Source organism: Nocardia sp. CA-084685, assembly GCF_050955785.1.
GTDB lineage: Bacteria > Actinomycetota > Actinomycetes > Mycobacteriales > Mycobacteriaceae > Nocardia.
The window spans coordinates 3744520-3764164 of the sequence record NZ_CP192094.1 but is presented as its reverse complement, the minus strand read 5'-3'; the positions used below and the strand labels follow the sequence as shown (position 1 = coordinate 3764164).

Here is a 19645-nt window from a genome sequence, read left to right as displayed (position 1 = left end):
CGCCACCCCTTGTGGCGGCCACAAGGGGTGCGAGGAGCCGCGTCAGGCCGCTGTGAGGAGGGCCTCCAGGTCGGCTACGGCGGTTCGCAGGTGATCGGCGAAGGCGTACATCTCGCCGGCGACCGGTTCGGGGGTGGCCAGGTAGATGTTCCAGCGGTCCGGCAGCAGGACGTAGGCGATGCCGATGCACTTCTGGCTGGTGGAGCCGAAACCGAAGTAGCGGATATTGACCGACGGAGCCGAGCTGGTGCTCAGGTAGTCGTCGCGCATGATCGTCCAGCCGGGGCTGGTATACAGCGGGATCGGCTCGGTGACGCCGAGTTCGGTGCCGCGCCGCCGCTGAATCCACTCGAGTTCCCACAGATGCTGTTCGGGCGCGTCACCCGCCTGACACTGCTTGGCGCGTTCGACATGCGCGCTCGCGGCGAGCCGCGCCGCAGCGAGCCGGTCTGCCGGTGCGACCGCCGGATCCTGCATCGCGTCGACGAAGGCCACCATCTCCGGTGTCACCACCCGCATGGCCTCGGTTCGACCGTTGCGGTACTGCCTGGTGGCAATGGATTCGTAGGTGGCACCGGTCAATCCCTTGCTGCGCCGGTGCGCCAGCTGGTAGCTCAGCTGTGCGAACGCGTCCGGTGAGATGCCGAGCTGTTTGGCGCGAGTGGTGCCGAAATCGAAAGATACTGTCGCGGTGGCATTCTCGGCCGCATACCGGGAGAACGCCGCGCCAGCCGCCGCGATATCGGCGCGCTGCGCCTGATCGAGGACGAATTCGATCGGCTCGACCGGGGGCAACCCCTGCGGCTGCGCCCCGGCCCGTGCGGCGTGCTCGGCAGCCGGAGTCTGCAGCAGCGTGTCGACGAAGGACAGGATGGTGGTCCCGTCCAAACCGCAGTGCTCGACATTGATGCCAGCCTGACCATCGGCGAAGACGATGAACGACACCGACTTGTCGAACCAACGGTTGGCGCTGTCACCGTGCAGCAGCTGATCGCAGGCGTGCAATTCATCGCGCGGCGGGAAATCCTCCAGGCACAGGGCGAACAGCGCGGTCTCGATGGTGTCCAACGCCGCGGCATTGGCGGGATCGGCCAGCAATCCCTGTCTACTGATGGCCCATTCGGCCCGCGACTTGGTGGTGAGATGGCCGACGGCGGTATCGGTGCGGGCCGAGCGCGCACCGGCCTTGAGCACCGCGCGCAGCCCGTCGGCAAGATCCTCCAGCGAGTAGGGCACACCATCCGGGCCGATCACATCCATCCGGAACATGCTGCCGTGGAAGAACACCACGATATGCCTGGCGGCCGACGGTCCCGGCCATTCGTCGCTGTAGGGCACGCGCACGGAATCCTGTGTCTCCCCCGGAATCCGGGTTTCGGAGAACAGGTATTTGTTCTGCCACATCGACAATTTCTGTCCGCGCTGGGTGACCGGCGCAATCGCCTCGTTATCGAGCGCCAGCTTGTAATCGACCGCGGCCGTGATTATTCCGGCCGCCCGCTCCACCTGCGCGGCCACGGTGGACGCGGCCAGTGCGGTGTCCTCACGGAACAGGAAGAAGAAGTTGGCATTCAAGGCGATGCGATCGCGACGGCCCAGATAGCGCGACGGCCAGAACAGATCCAGCCAGCTCCCGACACCGGGAGTGGCATCGTATTCGGCCAGTGCCGCGTGCAGCCTTCGGCCCGGACCGTCGGGTCGAAGCAGGTCGGCGACCGCGGCCTCGGTGGTGGCGAATTCGTCGGCGGTCAGCAGTGGCGCACACCACTGCAGCAACCGCTCGCCGCTTTCCTCCAGCGTCGGCAGGGGCACCCGTGGCAGGTGGTCGTCGGCGGCGAAGGTGCGTTCGGTCAATGCGGGTCCTTGGGGTCGGCGTGTTTCGGTAACGGTCGCGAGATGTACAGGTTGGCGAGCAGCCAACCTGTGCTTTCTTGGCCAGCGGTGTCGATTCCGTTGGCGGCCAAGGCGTTCAGCACCTGGGTGCGTTCATTATCGGATGCGAACTTGCGTTGTTCGAACACCCCGGGGGCTCGCTCGGTGCGGTAGCCGAGCGCGGCCAGTTCCGCGGCGATCGGTTCGAAGCTGAACATGCGTAGTACGAAGTGTGCCATCCACGGCCGACGACGCGGGTGCGCCGTCGCCACCCGTGCCAGCGTCTTCTCGGTGACGTATCCGACGCAGCCGGTCGAGATGACGATATCCGCGCTCGCCAGGGTACGACGCTGTGCCTCGGTCGGGTCGGTGGCCTCGAGATCCGCATGCACCGTGTCGTGCAGGAAACCGGCTTCCTGGGCGTAGGCCAGCGCCGGGCGTGCGGCATCCATGCCGATGAAGCGGACGCCGGGGAGTTGGTCGCGGGTGCCAAGGCGGGCCCTGTCGCGGGCGATGAGTGCGGCGTGGTCGGCGTCCTCGGCGCCGCCGTAGTGCTCGGCGAGTTCGCTCACGGTGGTGTCGAAGCGCAGCAGGGCCGCGTTGACGCCGTAGGAGCAACCGATATCGAGCACGGTCGGGGTGTCCACCCGCGCGGAGGCGCGGTATTCCCGAATCTGCTGCTGGAAGTACGGTTTCGCCAGTTCCGGTATGCGGTAATCCAATTCGGCCATCCGGGCGTAGTAATCGCGCGGATCGGGGCGGTCGTAGATATCGTCGAAGGAAGCTTTTCCGGTCGTATGCAACGGCACTGGCATGTCGTCCCTCTCAGTCGAGCAACCGATCGCCACGGACGGCGTCGGCCGCGGCGGCTAGGTGATCGGGCAGCACCCGCCCGAACAGTTGGCGGGTGCGTTCCACGGTGCCGATGACACCGGGCCGATCGGTATAGGCGAAGATCGCCGAATGCCGTGCCGTGCCGCCCTCGACCGGTGAAACCCGGTGCAGCGAGAAGCGGCCCTGGAACAATTGCAGATCGCCGGGCCGCAGATCGAGGTGCCGGATCAGCTGCGCACCGGATCCGGTGAGCACATCCCGCACATCGTCGAGGTTCTCGGCGTGGGGTGAGCGAATATTCGGGCAGTACTCGAAGATTCCGCCGGTCTGCGCCGGCTGGGTCAACATGCTGACGGTGAATTCATTGGTGTCGAAATGCCACGGATGCGCCATTCCGGGTGCCACCACATTCAGGCACAATCCGGCCAAAGGGTCTGCGAATTCGTGCAATTCGGTCAATCCGAAACAATCCGCGACAAAGCGCTGGAACACCGTACTGGTGTAGAGCCGATGGATCATGGCCTCGGCGGGGATGCGGTCGCGCGGGACGAAAGCATTGCCGCGTTCCAGCACAATCCTGCCCGGGTGATCTTGTGGCAGTTCGGTATTCAGCGGGATGTTGTAGGCGTTGACCCGTTCGACCTCGTAGTGCGCATCCGGGGCCATCGCCTCGCCCTCGGCGCGCAGAGTCGCGATCAATTCCGGACGGATGAACTCGCGCAGTACGGTGCAGCCACTTTCGGCCAGTTCCGCGCGTGCCCGCGCCACCGCTTCCCCCCGCGCCGCGCCGGTCGGATCCCCCAGCGGATACCGTGCCGTATCGACGATCTCGTCCAGGACATCCGTCGCTGCCATGGCGTCATTTTGGTAGAGCAATCGGCGACACGCCCGGGATTCGACAAAGTTGCCGGTGACTACGGTCACACGTATCAACTGCACCCACTTGCGTTGCGGCACAGTAACTCTCAGTATGTCGAGGTCGGGAGTGTCGGCTCACAGACAGCGGGACCCGTGATCATGATCCGTCCCGAAAGCGCCCCCGCTCGGGCGCGCGGTTCAACCTCTGACGCGTAGCGCGTCTTCCAGATCCCGCAGGGTCAGTCCCACCAATGAATCACGGAATACCCGCCCAGGCGCCGCCGAAACCCGTATCTCACACGGGATCACGATGACCGCACAGCCCGCGGCAGCGGCGGCGGCCGCACCGGTCGGCGAATCCTCCAGCGCCACACAGTCTCGCGGGTGCACGCCGAGCAGTTCGGCAGCGCGCAGATAGATCTCGGGCGCGGGCTTACCGTGCGCGACTTCGTCACCGCAGACCGAAACGTCGAAGAAATCGCGGCCGAGGGTATCCAATCCGAATTCCGTAAGCGACCGCTTGGTATTGGTGACCAACGCAGTCGCGAGACCCGCGGTGCGTACCAACGCGAGCGCATCCTTCGCGCCGGGCCGCCATGGGATCGGGCCCGCCATCAATTCGGTCACCCGCCGCTCGATGAATTCACCGGCGGCTCGCAACGCATCCGGTGTCCGCTCGATACCCAAACCGTCGAAAATGAGCCGAAGGGCATTCGGTCCGGACGCACCGATCAAGGCATGCCGAAGTTCATCGGTCATCTCGTGGCCGTGTGCGCGAGCCAGTTCGCGCACGGCGACATCCCACAACTTCTCCGAATCGAGCAGCGTGCCGTCCATATCCCACAGCACCCCGGCAAGTCGCGGGATCAACCGCGCCTCGCTGGCGCTCGGCTGCGCCGCCGACGATACGGCTGTGTCAGTGGTTGGCTCGCTCACGTCCCGATTCGTCTCTCTTTCCTAAACGCCCGAAGCGGCGATCAGCAATCGCCCGTTGTCCGACATGACCTGGATCCACCGATTCTCCGAGGAGGTCGAACCGTTCTTCAGGTTATAGGTAAGCGAAACGACCGCCCGGTTCTCGCCGTTCGGTGTGACGCCACCCACGCTCACCGAACGAACGGTGGACCAGAACTGCGAGTAGGAGCCGAAGCCACCGGTCTGAGCCTGGTATGACGGCGTCAGCTCGGACCAGCCCCCTTGCACGTTGCCCGGCAGCATCCCGTAGTAGCCGTAGATGAATTGCGAGATCCGATCCGCGGTGGCCGGACCGACCGGGGCAGTGGTGATGGTCGGCGGTGCGGTGGTCGACGGCTTGGCAGACGTCGGCGGCACCGTGGTGCTGGGCTGGGTGGTCGGCGCGGCTGTGGTCGCAGGCGCCTGCTGCTCCGGCTGACCGGGTTGGATCGCGATCGACGACTCCGGACCGGTCGCCGAGCCGGTTGGCGCGGGTGTGGGTGTCGTCGACCCGACCGCCGAACCACCCTTGTCGTCGTGGTTCAGCGACGACACGATAATCGCGACCAGCACGAGCACCGCGACCGCGGCGGCCGCGGCCACCGCGATCAGACGGCCACGACTCTGCTCGCCATCGCCGCCACCGCCGGGCAGGGTGCCGCCCGACTTGGGTGGTGCGGGCGGCGGCGCGACGGTGACGGGCGGTGCGGCGGGCCCCGCGAGTGGGACGACCTGCGTCGCATCTTCCGCCGCAGGAGCCGAGTTGTTCAGAACCGTGGTCGCATCCGCGCCGGGTGCGGGCATCACCTTGGTCACCGTGGGCGTGCTCACCAGCGCCGGCGTCCGGCCCGCCGCAACGGCTTCCAGCGCCTCCTTGGCCTCGCGCATATTCGGGCGGCCATCGATCGAGGCGGCCAGCAGCCGCATCAACACCGGACCGAGTTCTCCGGCGCGCCGCGGCGGCGGGATCTGTGCCCGCGCCGCGGCGTGCAGGACCGCGAGCGCGTTATCGCCCTCACCGAAGGGCGGACTGCCCTCGACCGCCGCATACAGCGTGGAACCGAGCGCGAAGACATCCGAGGCCGGTTCCGGATTCTCGCCGCGCGCCACCTCCGGCGCGAGATAGGCCGGGGTGCCCGCCAGGAATCCGGTCGCGGTGACCGTCACATCGCCCACAGCGCGGGAGATGCCGAAATCGGTGATCTTCACTGTGCCGTCGTCCCCGACGAGCAGATTCGCCGGTTTCACGTCCCGATGCATGATGCCCGCATCGTGCGCGGCGGCCAGCGCGCCCGCGGCCTGGGCGCCGATGCGGGCCACCTCGGTCGGTGCGAGGGTCCGCTTGCCCGCCAGTTTCGCGGCCAGACTCGGCGCGTTCATGTATTCCATGACCAGCCATGGCTGGCCGTCTTCCTCGGCGACATCGAAGACGGTGATCGCGTTGGGATGGTGCAGTCGCGCCGCGATGCGGCCCTCGCGCATGGCCCGCAGCTTGGCCTCCATGGCCTGGGACCGGGACAAACCGGGCGCGAGCAGCAGCTGCTTCACCGCGACGGTGCGGCGCAGCCGGACGTCGGTCGCCCGCCACACCACGCCCATGGCACCGGTGCCGATCGGATCCGTCAGCCGATACCGTCCAGCGATCAACCGGTCCGCCGTCATGGTGTTGTGCCCCTCCTGCTTTACCGCCGAGCCAATTCCGCACTCCGCGCGTAAGCGGAAATCTTCGAAAATGCTACGCGCCGAAGTCCTTTGCACCCGAATTGCCGAAGGACGCTCGCATCCGCCGACTGCCTCGGATGCAGTTGCAACAGTTCAGACTTTGTCACACCTGACCGACATCCATCCACTGTCGCGCGAACCCGAACGCGATGGCGCAGGTCAGAGGCGCGCAGCCGAACGGATACACCCGCGCGTCGCAAGCCCTCGTGTCGTCTCGGTAGCAATTTGTCTCACATATCACGAGGTAATCAAGGCCCGCACCGGAGACGGAAACGCACCGATCGAACCGATTCCGATGCGGTGAGAATCACAACGCCCGGACCGGGCGGATGACGAATCCCGCCCGGAAACAGACCAGTCGGCCCTCAGGCGTTGAAGTACTTGGCCTCCGGATGCAGCAGTACGAACGCATCGGTCGACTGTTCCGGATGCAGCTGCAGCTCCTCGGACAGTACGACGCCGATGCGGTCGGCCTCGAGCAGATCAACCAGTTTCGCGCGGTCCTCCAGCTCCGGGCAGGCGCCGTAACCGAAGGAGTAGCGCGCACCGCGGTAGCCGAGTTTGAAGTACTCCTGCACATCCGAGGGGTCGGAATCGGCGATCGAATGTCCTTCCAGCACCAACTCTTCGCGGACCCGACGATGCCAGTATTCGGCAAGCGCCTCGGTGAGCTGGACACCGATGCCGTGCACCTCGAGGTAGTCGCGATAGTTGTCGGCCGCGAACAGCTCGTTGGCGAAATCGGCGATCGGCTGGCCCATGGTGACCAGCTGGAACGGCAGCACATCGACCTGACCGGTTTCGCGTGCGCGTTCGCGCGAGCGAATGAAGTCGGCGATGCACAGGAACCGGTCGCGCTGCTGGCGCGGGAAGGTGAACCGGTACCGTTGCGGCGCCTCCGGATCGGGCTGGGTCAGCACGATCACGTCATCGCCTTCGGAGACCGCGGGAAAGTACCCATAGACCAGGGCCGCATGCTGCAGCACGCCTTCGGTGGACAGCCGATCCAGCCAGTACCGCAGTCGCGGCCGCCCCTCGGTCTCCACCAACTCCTCATAGCTCGGGCCCTCACCGCCGCGCTGACCGCGCAGACCCCACTGACCAAGGAAAAGCGCGCGCTCGTCGAGCAGCCCCGAATACTCGTGCAGCGAAACGCCTTTCACCACCCGGGTGCCCCAGAACGGCGGCACCGCGACCGGCAGATCAGCGGCCACATCGGAGCGCTCCGGCACCTCGATCGGCACCTCGGCCGCCTTGCGCTGTTCGGCGATTCGCTTGGAGCGCTCGTGCCGCGCCTTGCGCTCGGCCGCCTTCTCGCGTTCGGCGATCGCCTCCGGGCTGTCCGGATCGAGGCCGCCGCCGCGCCTGCGGGTCATGATGTCGTCCATCAGCCGCAGACCCTCGAAGGCGTCGCGGGCGTAGTGCACATCGCCGTGGTAGACCTCGGTGAGATCGTTCTCGACGTAGGCGCGGGTGAGCGCCGCACCGCCGAGCAACACCGGGAACTGGTCGGCGACGCCTTTGGCGTTGAGCTCCTCGAGATTCTCCTTCATCACCACGGTCGACTTCACCAGCAGACCGGACATGCCGATCACATCGGCCTTCTTGTCGACGGCGGCGTCGAGAATGGTCGCGATCGGCTGTTTGATGCCGAGGTTGACCACCTCGTAGCCGTTATTGGACAGGATGATGTCGACCAGATTCTTGCCGATATCGTGCACGTCGCCCTTGACAGTGGCCAGCACGATGCGCCCCTTACCGCTGTCGTCGGTGGCCTCCATATGTGGCTCGAGGTAGGCGACCGCCGCCTTCATCACCTCGGCCGACTGGAGCACGAACGGCAACTGCATCTGGCCGGAGCCGAACAGCTCACCGACCGTCTTCATGCCCGACAGCAGCGTTTCGTTGATGATCTGCAGCGGCGGCACCTCGGTCATTGCGGCATCGAGATCGGCCTCCATCCCGGCCTTCTCACCGTCGACGATCCGGCGCTCCAGCCGCTCGAACAGCGGCAGCGCCGCCAATTCCTCCGCGCGCGAGGCCCGCGACGAGGAGGCCGAGACCCCCTCGAACAGCGACATGAGCTTCTGCAGCGGGTCGTAATCATCGCGGCGTCGGTCGTAGACCAGATCCAGCGCGGTCTCGCGCTGTTCCTCGGGAATGCGGGCGATCGGCAGGATCTTGGAGGCGTGCACAATCGCCGAATCCAGACCGGCCTGGACGCATTCATGCATGAATACCGAATTCAGAACCTGGCGTGCGGCGGGATTGAGGCCGAAGGAGATATTCGACAGACCGAGGGTGGTCTGCACCTCGGGATGCTTCTGCTTGAGCAGCCGGATGGCCTCGATGGTTTCGGCGCCGTCGCGCCGGGACTCCTCTTGGCCGGTGCCGAGGGTGAAGGTCAGCGTATCGATGATGATGTCGCTTTCGCGCAGACCCCAGTTGCCGGTGATATCGGCAATGAGCCGCTCGGCGATCTCCACCTTCTTCTCGGCGGTGCGGGCCTGGCCCTCCTCGTCGATGGTCAGCGCGACCACCGCGGCGCCGTGTTCGGCGACCAGCTTCATTGTCTGCTGGAACCGGGATTCCGGACCGTCACCGTCCTCGTAATTCACCGAGTTGACCGCGCAGCGACCACCGAGATGTTCCAAACCCGCCTGCAGGACCGGGGTTTCGGTGGAATCGAGCATGATCGGCAGGGTCGAGGCGGTCGCCAGCCGCGACGCCAGTGCCGCCATATCCGTCGTGCCGTCGCGTCCGACGTAGTCGACGCACAGATCGAGCATATGCGCGCCGTCGCGGGTCTGATCCTTGGCGATATCGAGGCATTTCTGCCAGTCCTCGGCCAGCATGGCGTCGCGGAATGCCTTGGAACCATTGGCATTCGTGCGCTCGCCGATCATCAGGACCGAGGCATCCTGTTCGAACGGCACCGCGGTGTACATGCTCGATACGCTCGGCTCGTGCACCGGTTCGCGGCGTGCGTCCAGCGGCGGCAGCGTCGGTTCCACCTCGCGTACCGCGGCGGTGACCTGACGAATATGCTCGGGCGTCGTACCACAGCAGCCGCCGACCAGTGCGAGCCCGAATTCGGATACGAAGCCGCGCAATGCGATCGCCAGCTCTTCGGGAGTCAGCGGGTATTCCGCGCCGTTCGCGCCGAGCACCGGCAGACCGGCATTCGGCATGACCGACACCGGAACCGTCGCGTGCCGGGACAGGTGGCGCAGATGTTCGCTCATCTCGGCCGGGCCGGTGGCGCAGTTCAGGCCGATCATGTCGATGCCGAGTGGCTCCAGCGCGGTGAGCGCCGCGCCGATCTCACTGCCGACCAGCATGGTGCCGGTGGTCTCCACCGTGACGTGGGTGATGATCGGAATGCGCCTACCCAGCTCGACCATCGCGCGCTGACTTCCGGTCACCGCGGCCTTGACCTGCAACAGGTCCTGGCAGGTCTCGATCAGGATGGCATCCGCACCGGCCTCGAGCATGCCGAGGGCGGCCTCGGTGTAGGCATCGCGCAGCGCGGTGTAGGGAGCATGACCCAGCGTCGGCAGCTTGGTGCCCGGTCCCATCGAACCCAGCACATACCGCGGGGTGCCGTCCGCGCTCGGGCCCATCTCGTCGGCGACCTCACGCGCCAGGCGCGTGCCGCGCTCGGAAAGATCGCGAATCCGGTCGGCGATATCGTAGTCGGCGAGGTTCGGCAGATTGCAGCCGAAGGTATTGGTCTCGACCGCATCGGCACCGGCTTCGAAGTACGCGCGATGGATATTGCGCAGCACATCCGGGCGGGTGTCGTTGAGGATTTCGTTGCAGCCCTCCAGACCACGGAAGTCGTCCAGGGTCAGTTCGGCCGCCTGCAACATCGTGCCCATCGCTCCGTCGCCGATCACGACACGCCGACGGAGCGTATCGAGAAGGGTGGTATCGAAGGCGGCTGAGCTGGACGCAGACATGCGATCAAGCGTAGTGGGCCGCTACGACAGGCCGAACCACCCTATCGGTGTCGGGCGCCACACCTGCCCAGACAGATGAACCGACGATGCCGCGCCGACTGCGCAAATTCAACGCCGCGTCCTCACACGCCGTAGGCTGACCGGGGTGAACTCCAGTGAATCTCCGGTGTCACCCGAGCCGGAACTGCCGACATTGCGGGAACCTGTGCTGGTCGCCGCCTTCGAAGGCTGGAACGACGCGGGTGATGCGGCAAGCGGTGCCGTCGAGCATCTGGAACTGATCTGGGATGCCGAGCCGCTGGCCGAACTCGACTCCGAGGACTACTACGACTACCAGGTCAATCGGCCGACGGTACGTCAGGTCGACGGTGTAACCAGGGAAATCCAGTGGCCCTCCACCATGCTCTCGGTCTGCTCGCCGCCGGGCAGCGATCGCGATGTGGTGCTGCTGCGCGGTATCGAACCCAATATGCGCTGGCGCAGCTTCTGCGCGGACCTGCTCGAGTTCATCGAACAACTCGGCGTGCAGACCGTCGTCATACTCGGCGCACTGCTCGCCGATACCCCGCACACCCGCCCGGTGCCGGTCACCGGCTCTGCCTATAGCAAGGAAGCCGCCGAGCGGTTCAGTTTGGAGCAGACCCGCTACGAGGGGCCGACCGGTATCACCGGGGTGCTGCAGGATCAGTGCGTCAAGGCGGGCGTACCCGCCGTCTCGTTCTGGGCGGCGGTCCCGCATTACGTCTCCCAGCCGCCGAATCCGAAGGCGACCATCGCGCTGCTGCACCGCGTCGAGGATGTGCTCGATATCGAGGTGCCCCTCGGCGAACTGCCCAAACAGGCCGAGGACTGGGAGACCGCTGTCAATGAGATGACCGTCGGTGACGACGAGATCAGCGAGTATGTGCGCTCGCTCGAGGAACGCGGCGACGCGGCCGTCGATCTCAACGACGCGATGGCCAAGATCGATGGCGACGCGATCGCAGCCGAATTCGAAAAGTACCTGCGCAGGCGGGGTCCGGGCAGCTTCGGGCTGTAATCGGTTCGCACCGTTGCGGTTCGAGGTCGGACAATTCACCGGAAGTTCGCCATGGGGCCACACGCGGGTACGGAAAAGCTTGCCATCTAGACTTCCCGGGTGACTATTCACCGGATCGTCGCGCACCTTCGCAATTTCGACGACCGGATCGCCGTCCTCTGCTCTCGATCTCCATCGGCGGCCGTCACAGCAGCGGAATCGGTGCCGGATGGTTTGGAGCGGATCACCTATGCGCAGCTGGCGGCACGTGTCGAGGAGTACGCGCGGCAGCTCGGAGCGAACCGGCGTCTCGTCGCGCTCGCCGGGCGCAACGATATCGACTCGCTCGTCGCGTATCTGGGCGCGCTGAGCGCGGGCTGTGTGGTTCTGCTCACAGCGGAGATCACCAGTGAATTGCTGGGTACCTACGATCCCGATGTCGTGATCGATGCGGGTCCGCCCGATATTCGGCGGGCCCGCTCCGCACATCGTCTCCATCCGGAGTTGGCGCTACTGCTGAGCACTTCGGGTTCGACCGGCTCCCCGAAGCTGGTGCGACTGTCCGCGGCCAACTTGCTGTCGAATGCGAACGCGATTGCCGACTACCTGACCATCGACGCCGATGATCGCGCCGCGACAACGCTGCCGATGTTCTATTGCTACGGGCTGTCGGTCGTGCACAGCCATCTGCTGCGCGGCGCGAGCCTGCTGCTCACCGACAGGTCGGTCCTCGACGACGAATTCTGGGTCCAGTTCCGTCGCTGCGGCGCAACATCTTTCGCGGCGGTGCCGTACACGATCGATCTGCTCGAGCGCATCGGCTTCGCCGAGATGACACTGCCGAGCCTGCGCTACATCACCCAGGCGGGCGGCCGCCTCGCGGCCGAGCGGGTCCGCGACTACGCCGAGCGGGGCAAACGGGCGGGCTGGGACTTCGTCGTCATGTACGGCCAGACCGAGGCCACCGCGCGAATGGCATTTCTGCCACCGGAATTGGCCGCCCAACACCCCGACTGCATCGGCAAGCCTATTCCCGGCGGCCGATTCACCCTCGAGACGGTGCCGGATACCGATGATGAGGAACTGGTCTATCACGGGCCCAATGTGATGCTCGGCTACGCTGACGCCCCAAGCGATCTCACGCTCGGCCGTACGGTCGAATCGCTGCGCACCGGTGATCTGGCCCGGCGCACACCCGAGGGCCTGTATCAGATAGTCGGCAGGCGCAGCCGGTTCGCCAAGATCTTCGGCCTGCGCATCGACCTGCAGCGGCTCGAATCCGGTTTGGCCGCTGCCGGCTTCACGGCCTGCTGCACCGAAAGCGACGACCAGTTGGTCGTCGCTGCCGAATATCCCGCGCAAGCACTCGCCGCGACCGCCGCCGAACTGTCCGGTCTGCCCGCCGCGGCTATTCGCGCGTGCGCGGTCGACGAAGTACCGCGCCTGCCCAATGGCAAGCCCGACTATCCAGCGATCCGCCGACTCGCCGCGCCCGAAACCGATCTGCCGCCACGGGATATCCGCTCGCTCTACGCCATCGCCCTCGGCATCGATCCCGCCCGGATCCGACCCGACAGCACTTTCGTCGATCTCGGCGGCAATTCGCTGACCTACATCACCACCTCGACCCGGCTCGAGCGCGCACTCGGCCGACTGCCCGCGAACTGGCCGGACCTGACCGTCGCCGAACTCGAGCGAGTTCCCGATGGCCACAGGGCATTCGGTCGCACGGTGGACACCCCGACCGTATTGCGCGCCGCCGGGATCGTGCTGATCGCGGGCTCCCATATCGGCATGTTCGTGCTCTGGGGCGCGGCGCATATCCTGCTCGGCGTCGCCGGGTTCAACTTCGCCCGCTTCGCGGTCACCATGACTCCGCGCGCCGAAAGATTGCGGCACGCGCTGTACACGGTGGCGCTCATCGCGATCCCGACCGCAGCCTGGGTGGCCCTCACGCTGCTGTTCACCGACTATTACAGCTGGCAGAACGTGTTGCTGCTCAATAAGTTTCTCGGACCGCGCGACAGCGATACCGCGGGGCACCTGTGGTTCATCGAGGTGCTCGTACTGTTCATGGTCGTGTCCGCGCTGTTGGTGCGGGTGCCGTTCATCGATACTGTGCAGCGGCGCGAGCCGTTCTGGTTCGCCATGGGGCTGGTCGGTCTCACCATGGTCTTCCGGGTCTGGTCGTTCGGGGTCTACCCGGCCAAGGATGTGCCCTTCTCGCCACTGGCCTGCTGGTTCTTCGCACTCGGTTGGGCGGCCGCGAAGGCTACGGCGATCTGGCAGCGGCTGCTGGTCAGCGCGGTGCTGCTCATCTCGGTGCCCGGCTACTTCGGCGTTCCCGATCGGGAGCGGCTGGTGATGTCCGGGCTGCTGCTGTTGATCTGGCTGCCCGCGGTTCGTGTACCTGCCCTGGTCGCCGGAGTCGCCGCGCTGCTGGCCGACAGTTCGTTATTCGTGTATCTGCTGCACTGGCAGGTCTATCCGCCATTCGGGCAACACCATGTCGCGGCGCTGCTCGCATCCCTGGCGGCCGGTGCGGTCGCGACCTGGCTGGTGGCGAACCTGCGGCGCAGATCAGTCCTGGTGCACAGCTTCTTCGTCAAGGGCCTCGCCTGGAAGCGCGCAGCTCTCGATGGTCCACACCTGCGCCGCCGCGTCCCGGGCCAGCTTCGCGAGGAGAATGTCTCGCGGAATCGTCTGGCCGGCAAAGTGATCGAGTGACGGCACTACCACATGGTGCGCGTCCGCCCGCTTGAGCTCCTGGGTCAGCTCGGCGAATGCCGTGCCGTCACCGGAAGTCGATTCATGGAATGTTGCGGCGAAGCAGAGCCCTTCCTCGCGTGCGAGGCTACTCATCGCATCCTCCAGCTCTGCACTGTGGCCATCGGCCAGATCGTCACGCAAGTATCCATAGATCAACGCGTCCACCCGAACCTCCGTTGGATTGGGGATAATCGCTGTTCTCTTATGTGGATCACCCCCGTCGCCGAGGGGCACTGCGTACTTGCAAGAGCAGATGTCCGTACATCCGGAGCGTGGCAAATCTTCCGCGCCCATATCCATCATGTCGGACGCAAAACTGCGAGTGCAGGTGTCAACCCAGTGACATCTGTATGCCCTATCCGGGCCACTGAGCGTTAACTGATGAGATACTACAGACGTGGCCGCTGGAGACGATCGACCCGTCTGGGCTGTCCGAATGCGCTCCGAACGCGATGCGCGGGGGTGGTCACAAGCAGACGCCGTCCGTGTGATGCGCGCGAAGTCTTCGCACAACCTGCCGACGGACAGTACCCTGCTGCGTAATTGGCGACGCTGGGAGTCGGGTGAGTCGCGTCCGGATGATTTCTATGCCCCCATCATCGCGGCCGCATTCGATACGGTGACGGCCGCGTTCTTCCCCAAAAATCGCCCGAACCGCGACGATGAGCTGCTCTCGGCGACCGGGATGGACACCCTCGAATTCATTGGCAGGCTGCGGATGTCCGATGTTTCCACGGCCACGCTCGATGCCATCCGGATCACCGCGGAGCGGCTGTGCTGCGAATATCCGTTCGCCGATCCGCACGATCTGCATACCGAGGGCACATCCTGGTTGCGCCGCATCACCTCACTGCTGGATGGCCGACTGACGCTGGCACAGCATCGAGAAATTCTCGTACTGGCCGGTTGGGTTGCGCTGCTGGTCGGTTGCGTGGACTATGACCTCGGTCGGCGCACCACCGCGGAAGCCACTCGCCGCGCCGCCTATTCGCTCGGCCAGGAAGCCGAGAACGTCGAGATCACCGGCTGGAGTGCGGAAATGGCGGCCTGGTTCGCGCTGACCCAGGGCAACTATCGGGGTGCGATCGAGGCGGTCGATCCGGCGTTGGCGATCAGCGGCGAACTCGGCGTCGGTGTCCAGTTGTGCGCACAACGTGCGAAGGCCTGGGCCCGCCTTGGTGATCGGCGTGAGGTGGAGGCGTCGCTGGATCAGGGGCGAGCTATTCTCGAGCGCCTCGACCATCCGACCAATCTGGACAACCATTTCGTGGTCGATCCGCAGAAGTTCGACTTCTATGCCATGGACTGCTGCCGGGTCGCGGGTGAGGATTCGCTCGCGGAATCGTATGCGCGCGAGGTCATCCGCCACTCGACGCGCGCCGACGGCACGATACGCAATCCCATGCGGGTATCGGAGGCACACCTCACCCTCGCGGTAGTCGCGGTGCGCAATCGCGATCTGGAACTCGCACTGGACGAGGGCATGCGTGCCTTCACGGGCAAGCGCAGGTCACTGCCGTCGCTCATGTGGATCGCGGGCGAAGCGGCGCGCGAAATCATCGAGCGCTATCCGGGCGATCCCCGTACCCGGATGTATCTGGATCAGTTGCGGACCTTGTCCTGCGAGTGATCATTTCGGCGTACGTTTGACTCATCGCCAGCGGTAAGGGGTGGGCGATGAATCGGGTTCGCGTCATTGTGCGTCGCGATGCGGACGAATCGCTACGCACCACGGTGTTAGAGGCGGGTGCGCCCATCGGTGAACGAGCAGCGCCACTGCCTGATCTGGTGGCGTGCGCGTGGGATGCCATAGGTGGTCAACCGGAGACGGTGCGTCGAACAGTCATTCAGATCGGTACCGCCCTGCGTGACGCACTGTTCGAACCGCGCACGATCCGGCAGCTGACGCGGCTGGTCGACGGCTCGGCTGCCGACGTGGTCTTCGATGTCGACGACGATACGATGCTGCTCCCCTACGAGATGCTGGCGCTCGCCGACGATATGCCCCTGGCCACTCGGCCGACCGTAGCCATCTCCCGCAGGCGTACGGGTATCGGGCAGCCCGCCCCGATACTGGCACCGGGACCGTTGAAGATCCTCGCCGCGGTCGCCGCACCGACCGAGACCCGCACGGCCAATACGGCATTGGATGTGGAAGCGGAGATGCAGGCGATCCTCGACGCGGTCTCGAAGGTGCCGACCGCGGGTGGCGGCGGCGTGCGCATTCTGGAAGTCGCTTCGCTGCAGCAGATCACCGCGGCGCTGCGGGCCGAGGAGTTCCATGTGCTGCATCTGAGTGCGCACGGGTCGGCGACGAATTTGGAATTGGAGGATGAGGACGGCGATCCGGATGTGATCGAGGCCGCGGACCTCATTGCCGCACTGCGTGCTTCGGAGCGGGCGCTGCCATTGGTGGTGTTGTCCAGTTGCGGCGGTGTCGACGGTGGGCCTGCCGGATTGGCGCGCACGCTGATCAACGGGGGTGTCGAGCGGGTGCTGGTCATGCAGACGCGGGTTTCGGACCGGTATGCCACGCTGTTGGCCACATCGTTCTACGCCATGCTTTCCGCGCATCCGACCGAGTCGGTCGCCTTCGCGTTGGGGCAGGCGCGCTGTGCCCTGGAGCAGCAGCGGCTCGCCGATGGCGCTGCGGTTCCACCCGAATGGTTCGTACCGACGCTGCTGACCGGTGTCGCGGATCGACCGCTGTGGCATCCAACGGCACCACCGCGGCCGCTCGGGCGCCGGACGCAAGCACCGAGCGGTGCGACGGTGCGCGAGTTGCCGGTCGGATATCTGATCGGCCGTCGCGGGCCGGTGCGCGATATCGTCCGCATGCTCGCGTCGACGCGTGGGCGACCGGGTGTGGTGATCACCGGGATGGGCGGGCTCGGGAAGACGGCGGTGGCTGGTCGCGTGGCGGCGCGCATGCGCGAGCGCGGCTGGCATATCGCCGAGCATGTTGGGCAATGGAATCCATCCGCGCTGTGCGGCGCGGTCCGTGCGGCGATCGAAGACGACCCGGCATTGCGCACGGTATCCAATGCCCTCGCCCGCGATAGCGGGGAGCAGGCACTGAAGCATGTCCACCGGTTGTTGGCGGGTAGCCGAGTGTTATTGCTGTTCGACGATTTCGAGCAGAATCTGACTCGGCCCGGCGGTGCGCAATTCCTGGATCCCGGTTTCGCCGAGCAGTTTTCGCTGTTGTGCCGGTCTGCCGGGACGGGGCGATTGCTGGTCACCTGTCGTTATCCGGTTTCCGGTGGTCTGACCGAGGTCGGTGTAACTCCGCTGACTCCTGCCGAGTTGAAGCGAATGTTCTTGCGGCTGCCGCAGATCAGCGGTTTGCGGGCGGAGGAGCAGCGGCTGGTCGCACGGACGATCGGTGGGCACCCGCGGCTCATCGAATTCGTCGACGCGCTATTGCGTGGTGGCGACGGAACATTACGTCCGGTCGGTGAGCGGTTGCGCCGGTTGGCCGGCGAGCACGCGGTCGATCTCGACCAGGACCGGACACTGAGCGAAAGTCTCGACACCGCGGTGGTGCTCGGCACTCGCGACATCCTTGTCGACGCACTGCTCGATCTGCTCGATGCTTCCGAACGCGAACTGCTGCTGCAGATTTCATTGTCTCGGACACCGTTGCGCGATCTGGACATCTCCCATGCCCGCTTCAGTGCCGACGCGACACGAGACCAGCGCCGCGAGGTGATGGCGGCCATCGAAGCGTTGCTCAGGCTGACGCTGGTGACCACCGACGATGACCGATATCTCGTGCACCCGTGGGTCGCTCAGGCTCTCGATAGCCACCAGGGCACTGATCGGATTTGCCGTCACAACCGAGCCCATGCGATGCGGATGGCGCGAATCGCAGCCGGTTTCCGGGATTTCGACGACTACAGCGAGGCATGTGGACACCTACTCGCCGCGGGCCGGTACGCCGAACTCACCGAACTCGCCATCCCCTTCTGCCGCGAGTTGGATCAACTGCAGGTTGCCGCCCTGCTCGGCGAGATCATGCCGACCCTGCCGACCGACACTTCCGGCTATCTCGAACTCGGCGAGCGCGAGGTACGCGCACTGCGCCGGACCGGAAACCTGCGTGCCGCAACCGATCGTCAATGCGCGCTGGTCGAGGTGCTGCGGGCGCGGGTCCAATCGACGGCGGGCAGCGCCGGTGCCCGCCGCGCACTGGTCATCGGCCTGGACACCCTCGGCGAACTCGCCATGTCGGCCGGAGATCTCGGCACGGCGCGCGAGCATTACAGCCGATCCCTGCGCACCGCACGACATCTGACGAATACCGACCCGCACAACGTGGATATGCAACAGGTCCTCAGCCGGGCACTGGAAAGCCTCGGCGATATCGCCGTGCGCACCGGCGATCTGACGGCTGCTCTTGCCCACCACACCGAGGCGCTGGCCATCCGGCGCTCCCTCGCCGATAACGACCGCGCCCGCGTCGACCTGCGGCGTGACCTCGCCAATGCCTGCACCCGACTCGGTGACCTGGCCGTACTCACCGCCGATCTCGACGGCGCACAGTACCTCTACACCGAATCGCTCACCCTGCACGGCGCCCTCATCGAATCCGGCCCCGACGCCGCCGAATCCCGGCGCGGCCTGGCGATCGCACACGGCAAACTCGGCGATCTCGCCATGCGCACGGGGCACGGCGAGACCGCGAGCAGGCACTATTTCGAAAAGCTGCGCATCAGTACCGAACTCTCACTGGCTGATCCGGGCGATACCGAAATCACCCGCGACGTCGCCATTGCCATGCAGCAGATCGGCGACACCTCATTGCTCTACGAAACCCCCGAGGAAGCGTGCACCTTCTTCACCGAATCCCTCGCCATCCACCGCGAACTCGCCGAGAAGGACCCTGGCAATGCCGAATACCGACGCGATCTGGCCATCGCGCTCAACCGAGCCGGCGATGTGGCACTGCGACTCGGCGAACTCACCACGGCCGCCAACCACTACACCCAAGCCTTGGCCATCCACCGCGGATTCGCCGACACCGACCCGGGCAATGCCCGAAATCAGCGCGACCTCAGCATTTCCCATGACAAACTCGGCGACTTGGCCATCCACACCGGCGATTATCTGGCCGCCGACCACCACTACACCCAATCCGTCACCCTCGCGCAGCAGCTTGCCGCCGCCGACCCGACCAATACCGAAAAGCAGCGCGACCTGAGCATCTCCCATTACCAGCTCGCCAAGGTCGCCGTCGCGACCGGAGCGTTCGCCCTCGCGTTCCGTCACAACACCGAGGCACTGACCATCGCCCGCCGGTTGGCCACTGCCGATCCGCAAAATCTGCAACTGCATCGCGATGTCGCTCTGATTCTCTGGGCCATCGGGGACGCCGCCGAACGCGAGCACGACTACGACTGCGCCGTCGAGGTCTACCGCGAGGCGCTCGCGATCGCCCATGACGTCCTCGAAACCGATCCGACCAGCCCCCGTGCCCTGCGCGATATGGAATTCGCGTTGAGCAATCTGGGCCGTGTGCTCGACGTCGTCGACCCGCACCCACCGGGGTCGACGCGCTTCGACGCCCTATTCGAACAGGGAAAGATACTGCTGCGGCGCCTGCGACCGCCAGCGTAATTGCGCAGGTGGCGCATATCTCTGTACCACTATGCGC

10 protein-coding genes are annotated in these 19645 nt (G+C 65.7%); 4 read left to right on the top strand and 6 right to left on the bottom strand.

Going from position 1 to position 19645, the window contains the following annotated elements:
* Positions 1-42: 42 nt before the first annotated feature.
* From ACQP2U_RS17190 to metH, 6 genes are all read right to left on the bottom strand, one after another.
* Positions 43-1854 carry a choline/carnitine O-acyltransferase gene (locus tag ACQP2U_RS17190; protein ID WP_433715581.1) on the bottom strand — a complete coding sequence of 604 codons (1812 nt, stop codon included), beginning with the start codon at positions 1852-1854 and terminating at the stop codon, positions 43-45.
* Positions 1851-2687, bottom strand: coding sequence for a class I SAM-dependent methyltransferase (locus ACQP2U_RS17185; protein ID WP_433715580.1), 837 nt, complete (start codon positions 2685-2687; stop codon positions 1851-1853). The genes ACQP2U_RS17190 and ACQP2U_RS17185 overlap by 4 nt, the downstream gene beginning before the upstream one ends.
* Positions 2688-2697: 10 nt before the next feature.
* Complete coding sequence (locus ACQP2U_RS17180; RefSeq protein ID WP_433715579.1) at positions 2698-3561, bottom strand: HalD/BesD family halogenase; 864 nt, start codon at positions 3559-3561, stop codon at positions 2698-2700.
* A gap of 201 nt (positions 3562-3762) precedes the next feature.
* Positions 3763-4434, bottom strand: a complete 672-nt coding sequence (locus ACQP2U_RS17175; protein WP_433716495.1) for an HAD family hydrolase — start codon at positions 4432-4434, stop codon at positions 3763-3765.
* Between the two features lie 87 nt (positions 4435-4521).
* A complete protein-coding gene (locus tag ACQP2U_RS17170) occupies positions 4522-6180 on the bottom strand; it encodes a serine/threonine-protein kinase (RefSeq protein WP_433715578.1) in 1659 nt (552 codons plus the stop codon).
* 425 nt (positions 6181-6605) lie between these two features.
* Complete coding sequence (metH, locus tag ACQP2U_RS17165) at positions 6606-10202, bottom strand: methionine synthase (RefSeq protein ID WP_433715577.1); 3597 nt, start codon at positions 10200-10202, stop codon at positions 6606-6608.
* A 136-nt stretch (positions 10203-10338) separates the two neighbouring features.
* Here metH and ACQP2U_RS17160 point away from each other — a divergent pair, with 136 nt between their 5' ends.
* The 4 genes from ACQP2U_RS17160 to ACQP2U_RS17145 all read left to right on the top strand — a co-directional run bounded on the left by ACQP2U_RS17160 (position 10339) and on the right by ACQP2U_RS17145 (position 19608).
* Positions 10339-11241 (top strand): PAC2 family protein, encoded by a 903-nt coding sequence (locus ACQP2U_RS17160; protein ID WP_387293241.1) that lies wholly within the window; start codon positions 10339-10341, stop codon positions 11239-11241.
* A 99-nt stretch (positions 11242-11340) separates the two neighbouring features.
* A complete protein-coding gene (locus ACQP2U_RS17155) occupies positions 11341-13947 on the top strand; it encodes an AMP-binding protein (protein ID WP_433715576.1) in 2607 nt (868 codons plus the stop codon).
* A gap of 532 nt (positions 13948-14479) precedes the next feature.
* Positions 14480-15619 (top strand): XRE family transcriptional regulator, encoded by a 1140-nt coding sequence (locus ACQP2U_RS17150; RefSeq protein ID WP_433715575.1) that lies wholly within the window; start codon positions 14480-14482, stop codon positions 15617-15619.
* A gap of 47 nt (positions 15620-15666) precedes the next feature.
* Positions 15667-19608: a CHAT domain-containing protein gene (locus tag ACQP2U_RS17145; protein ID WP_433715574.1), complete on the top strand. Its 3942-nt coding sequence runs from the start codon at positions 15667-15669 to the stop codon at positions 19606-19608.
* Positions 19609-19645: the final 37 nt, after the last annotated feature.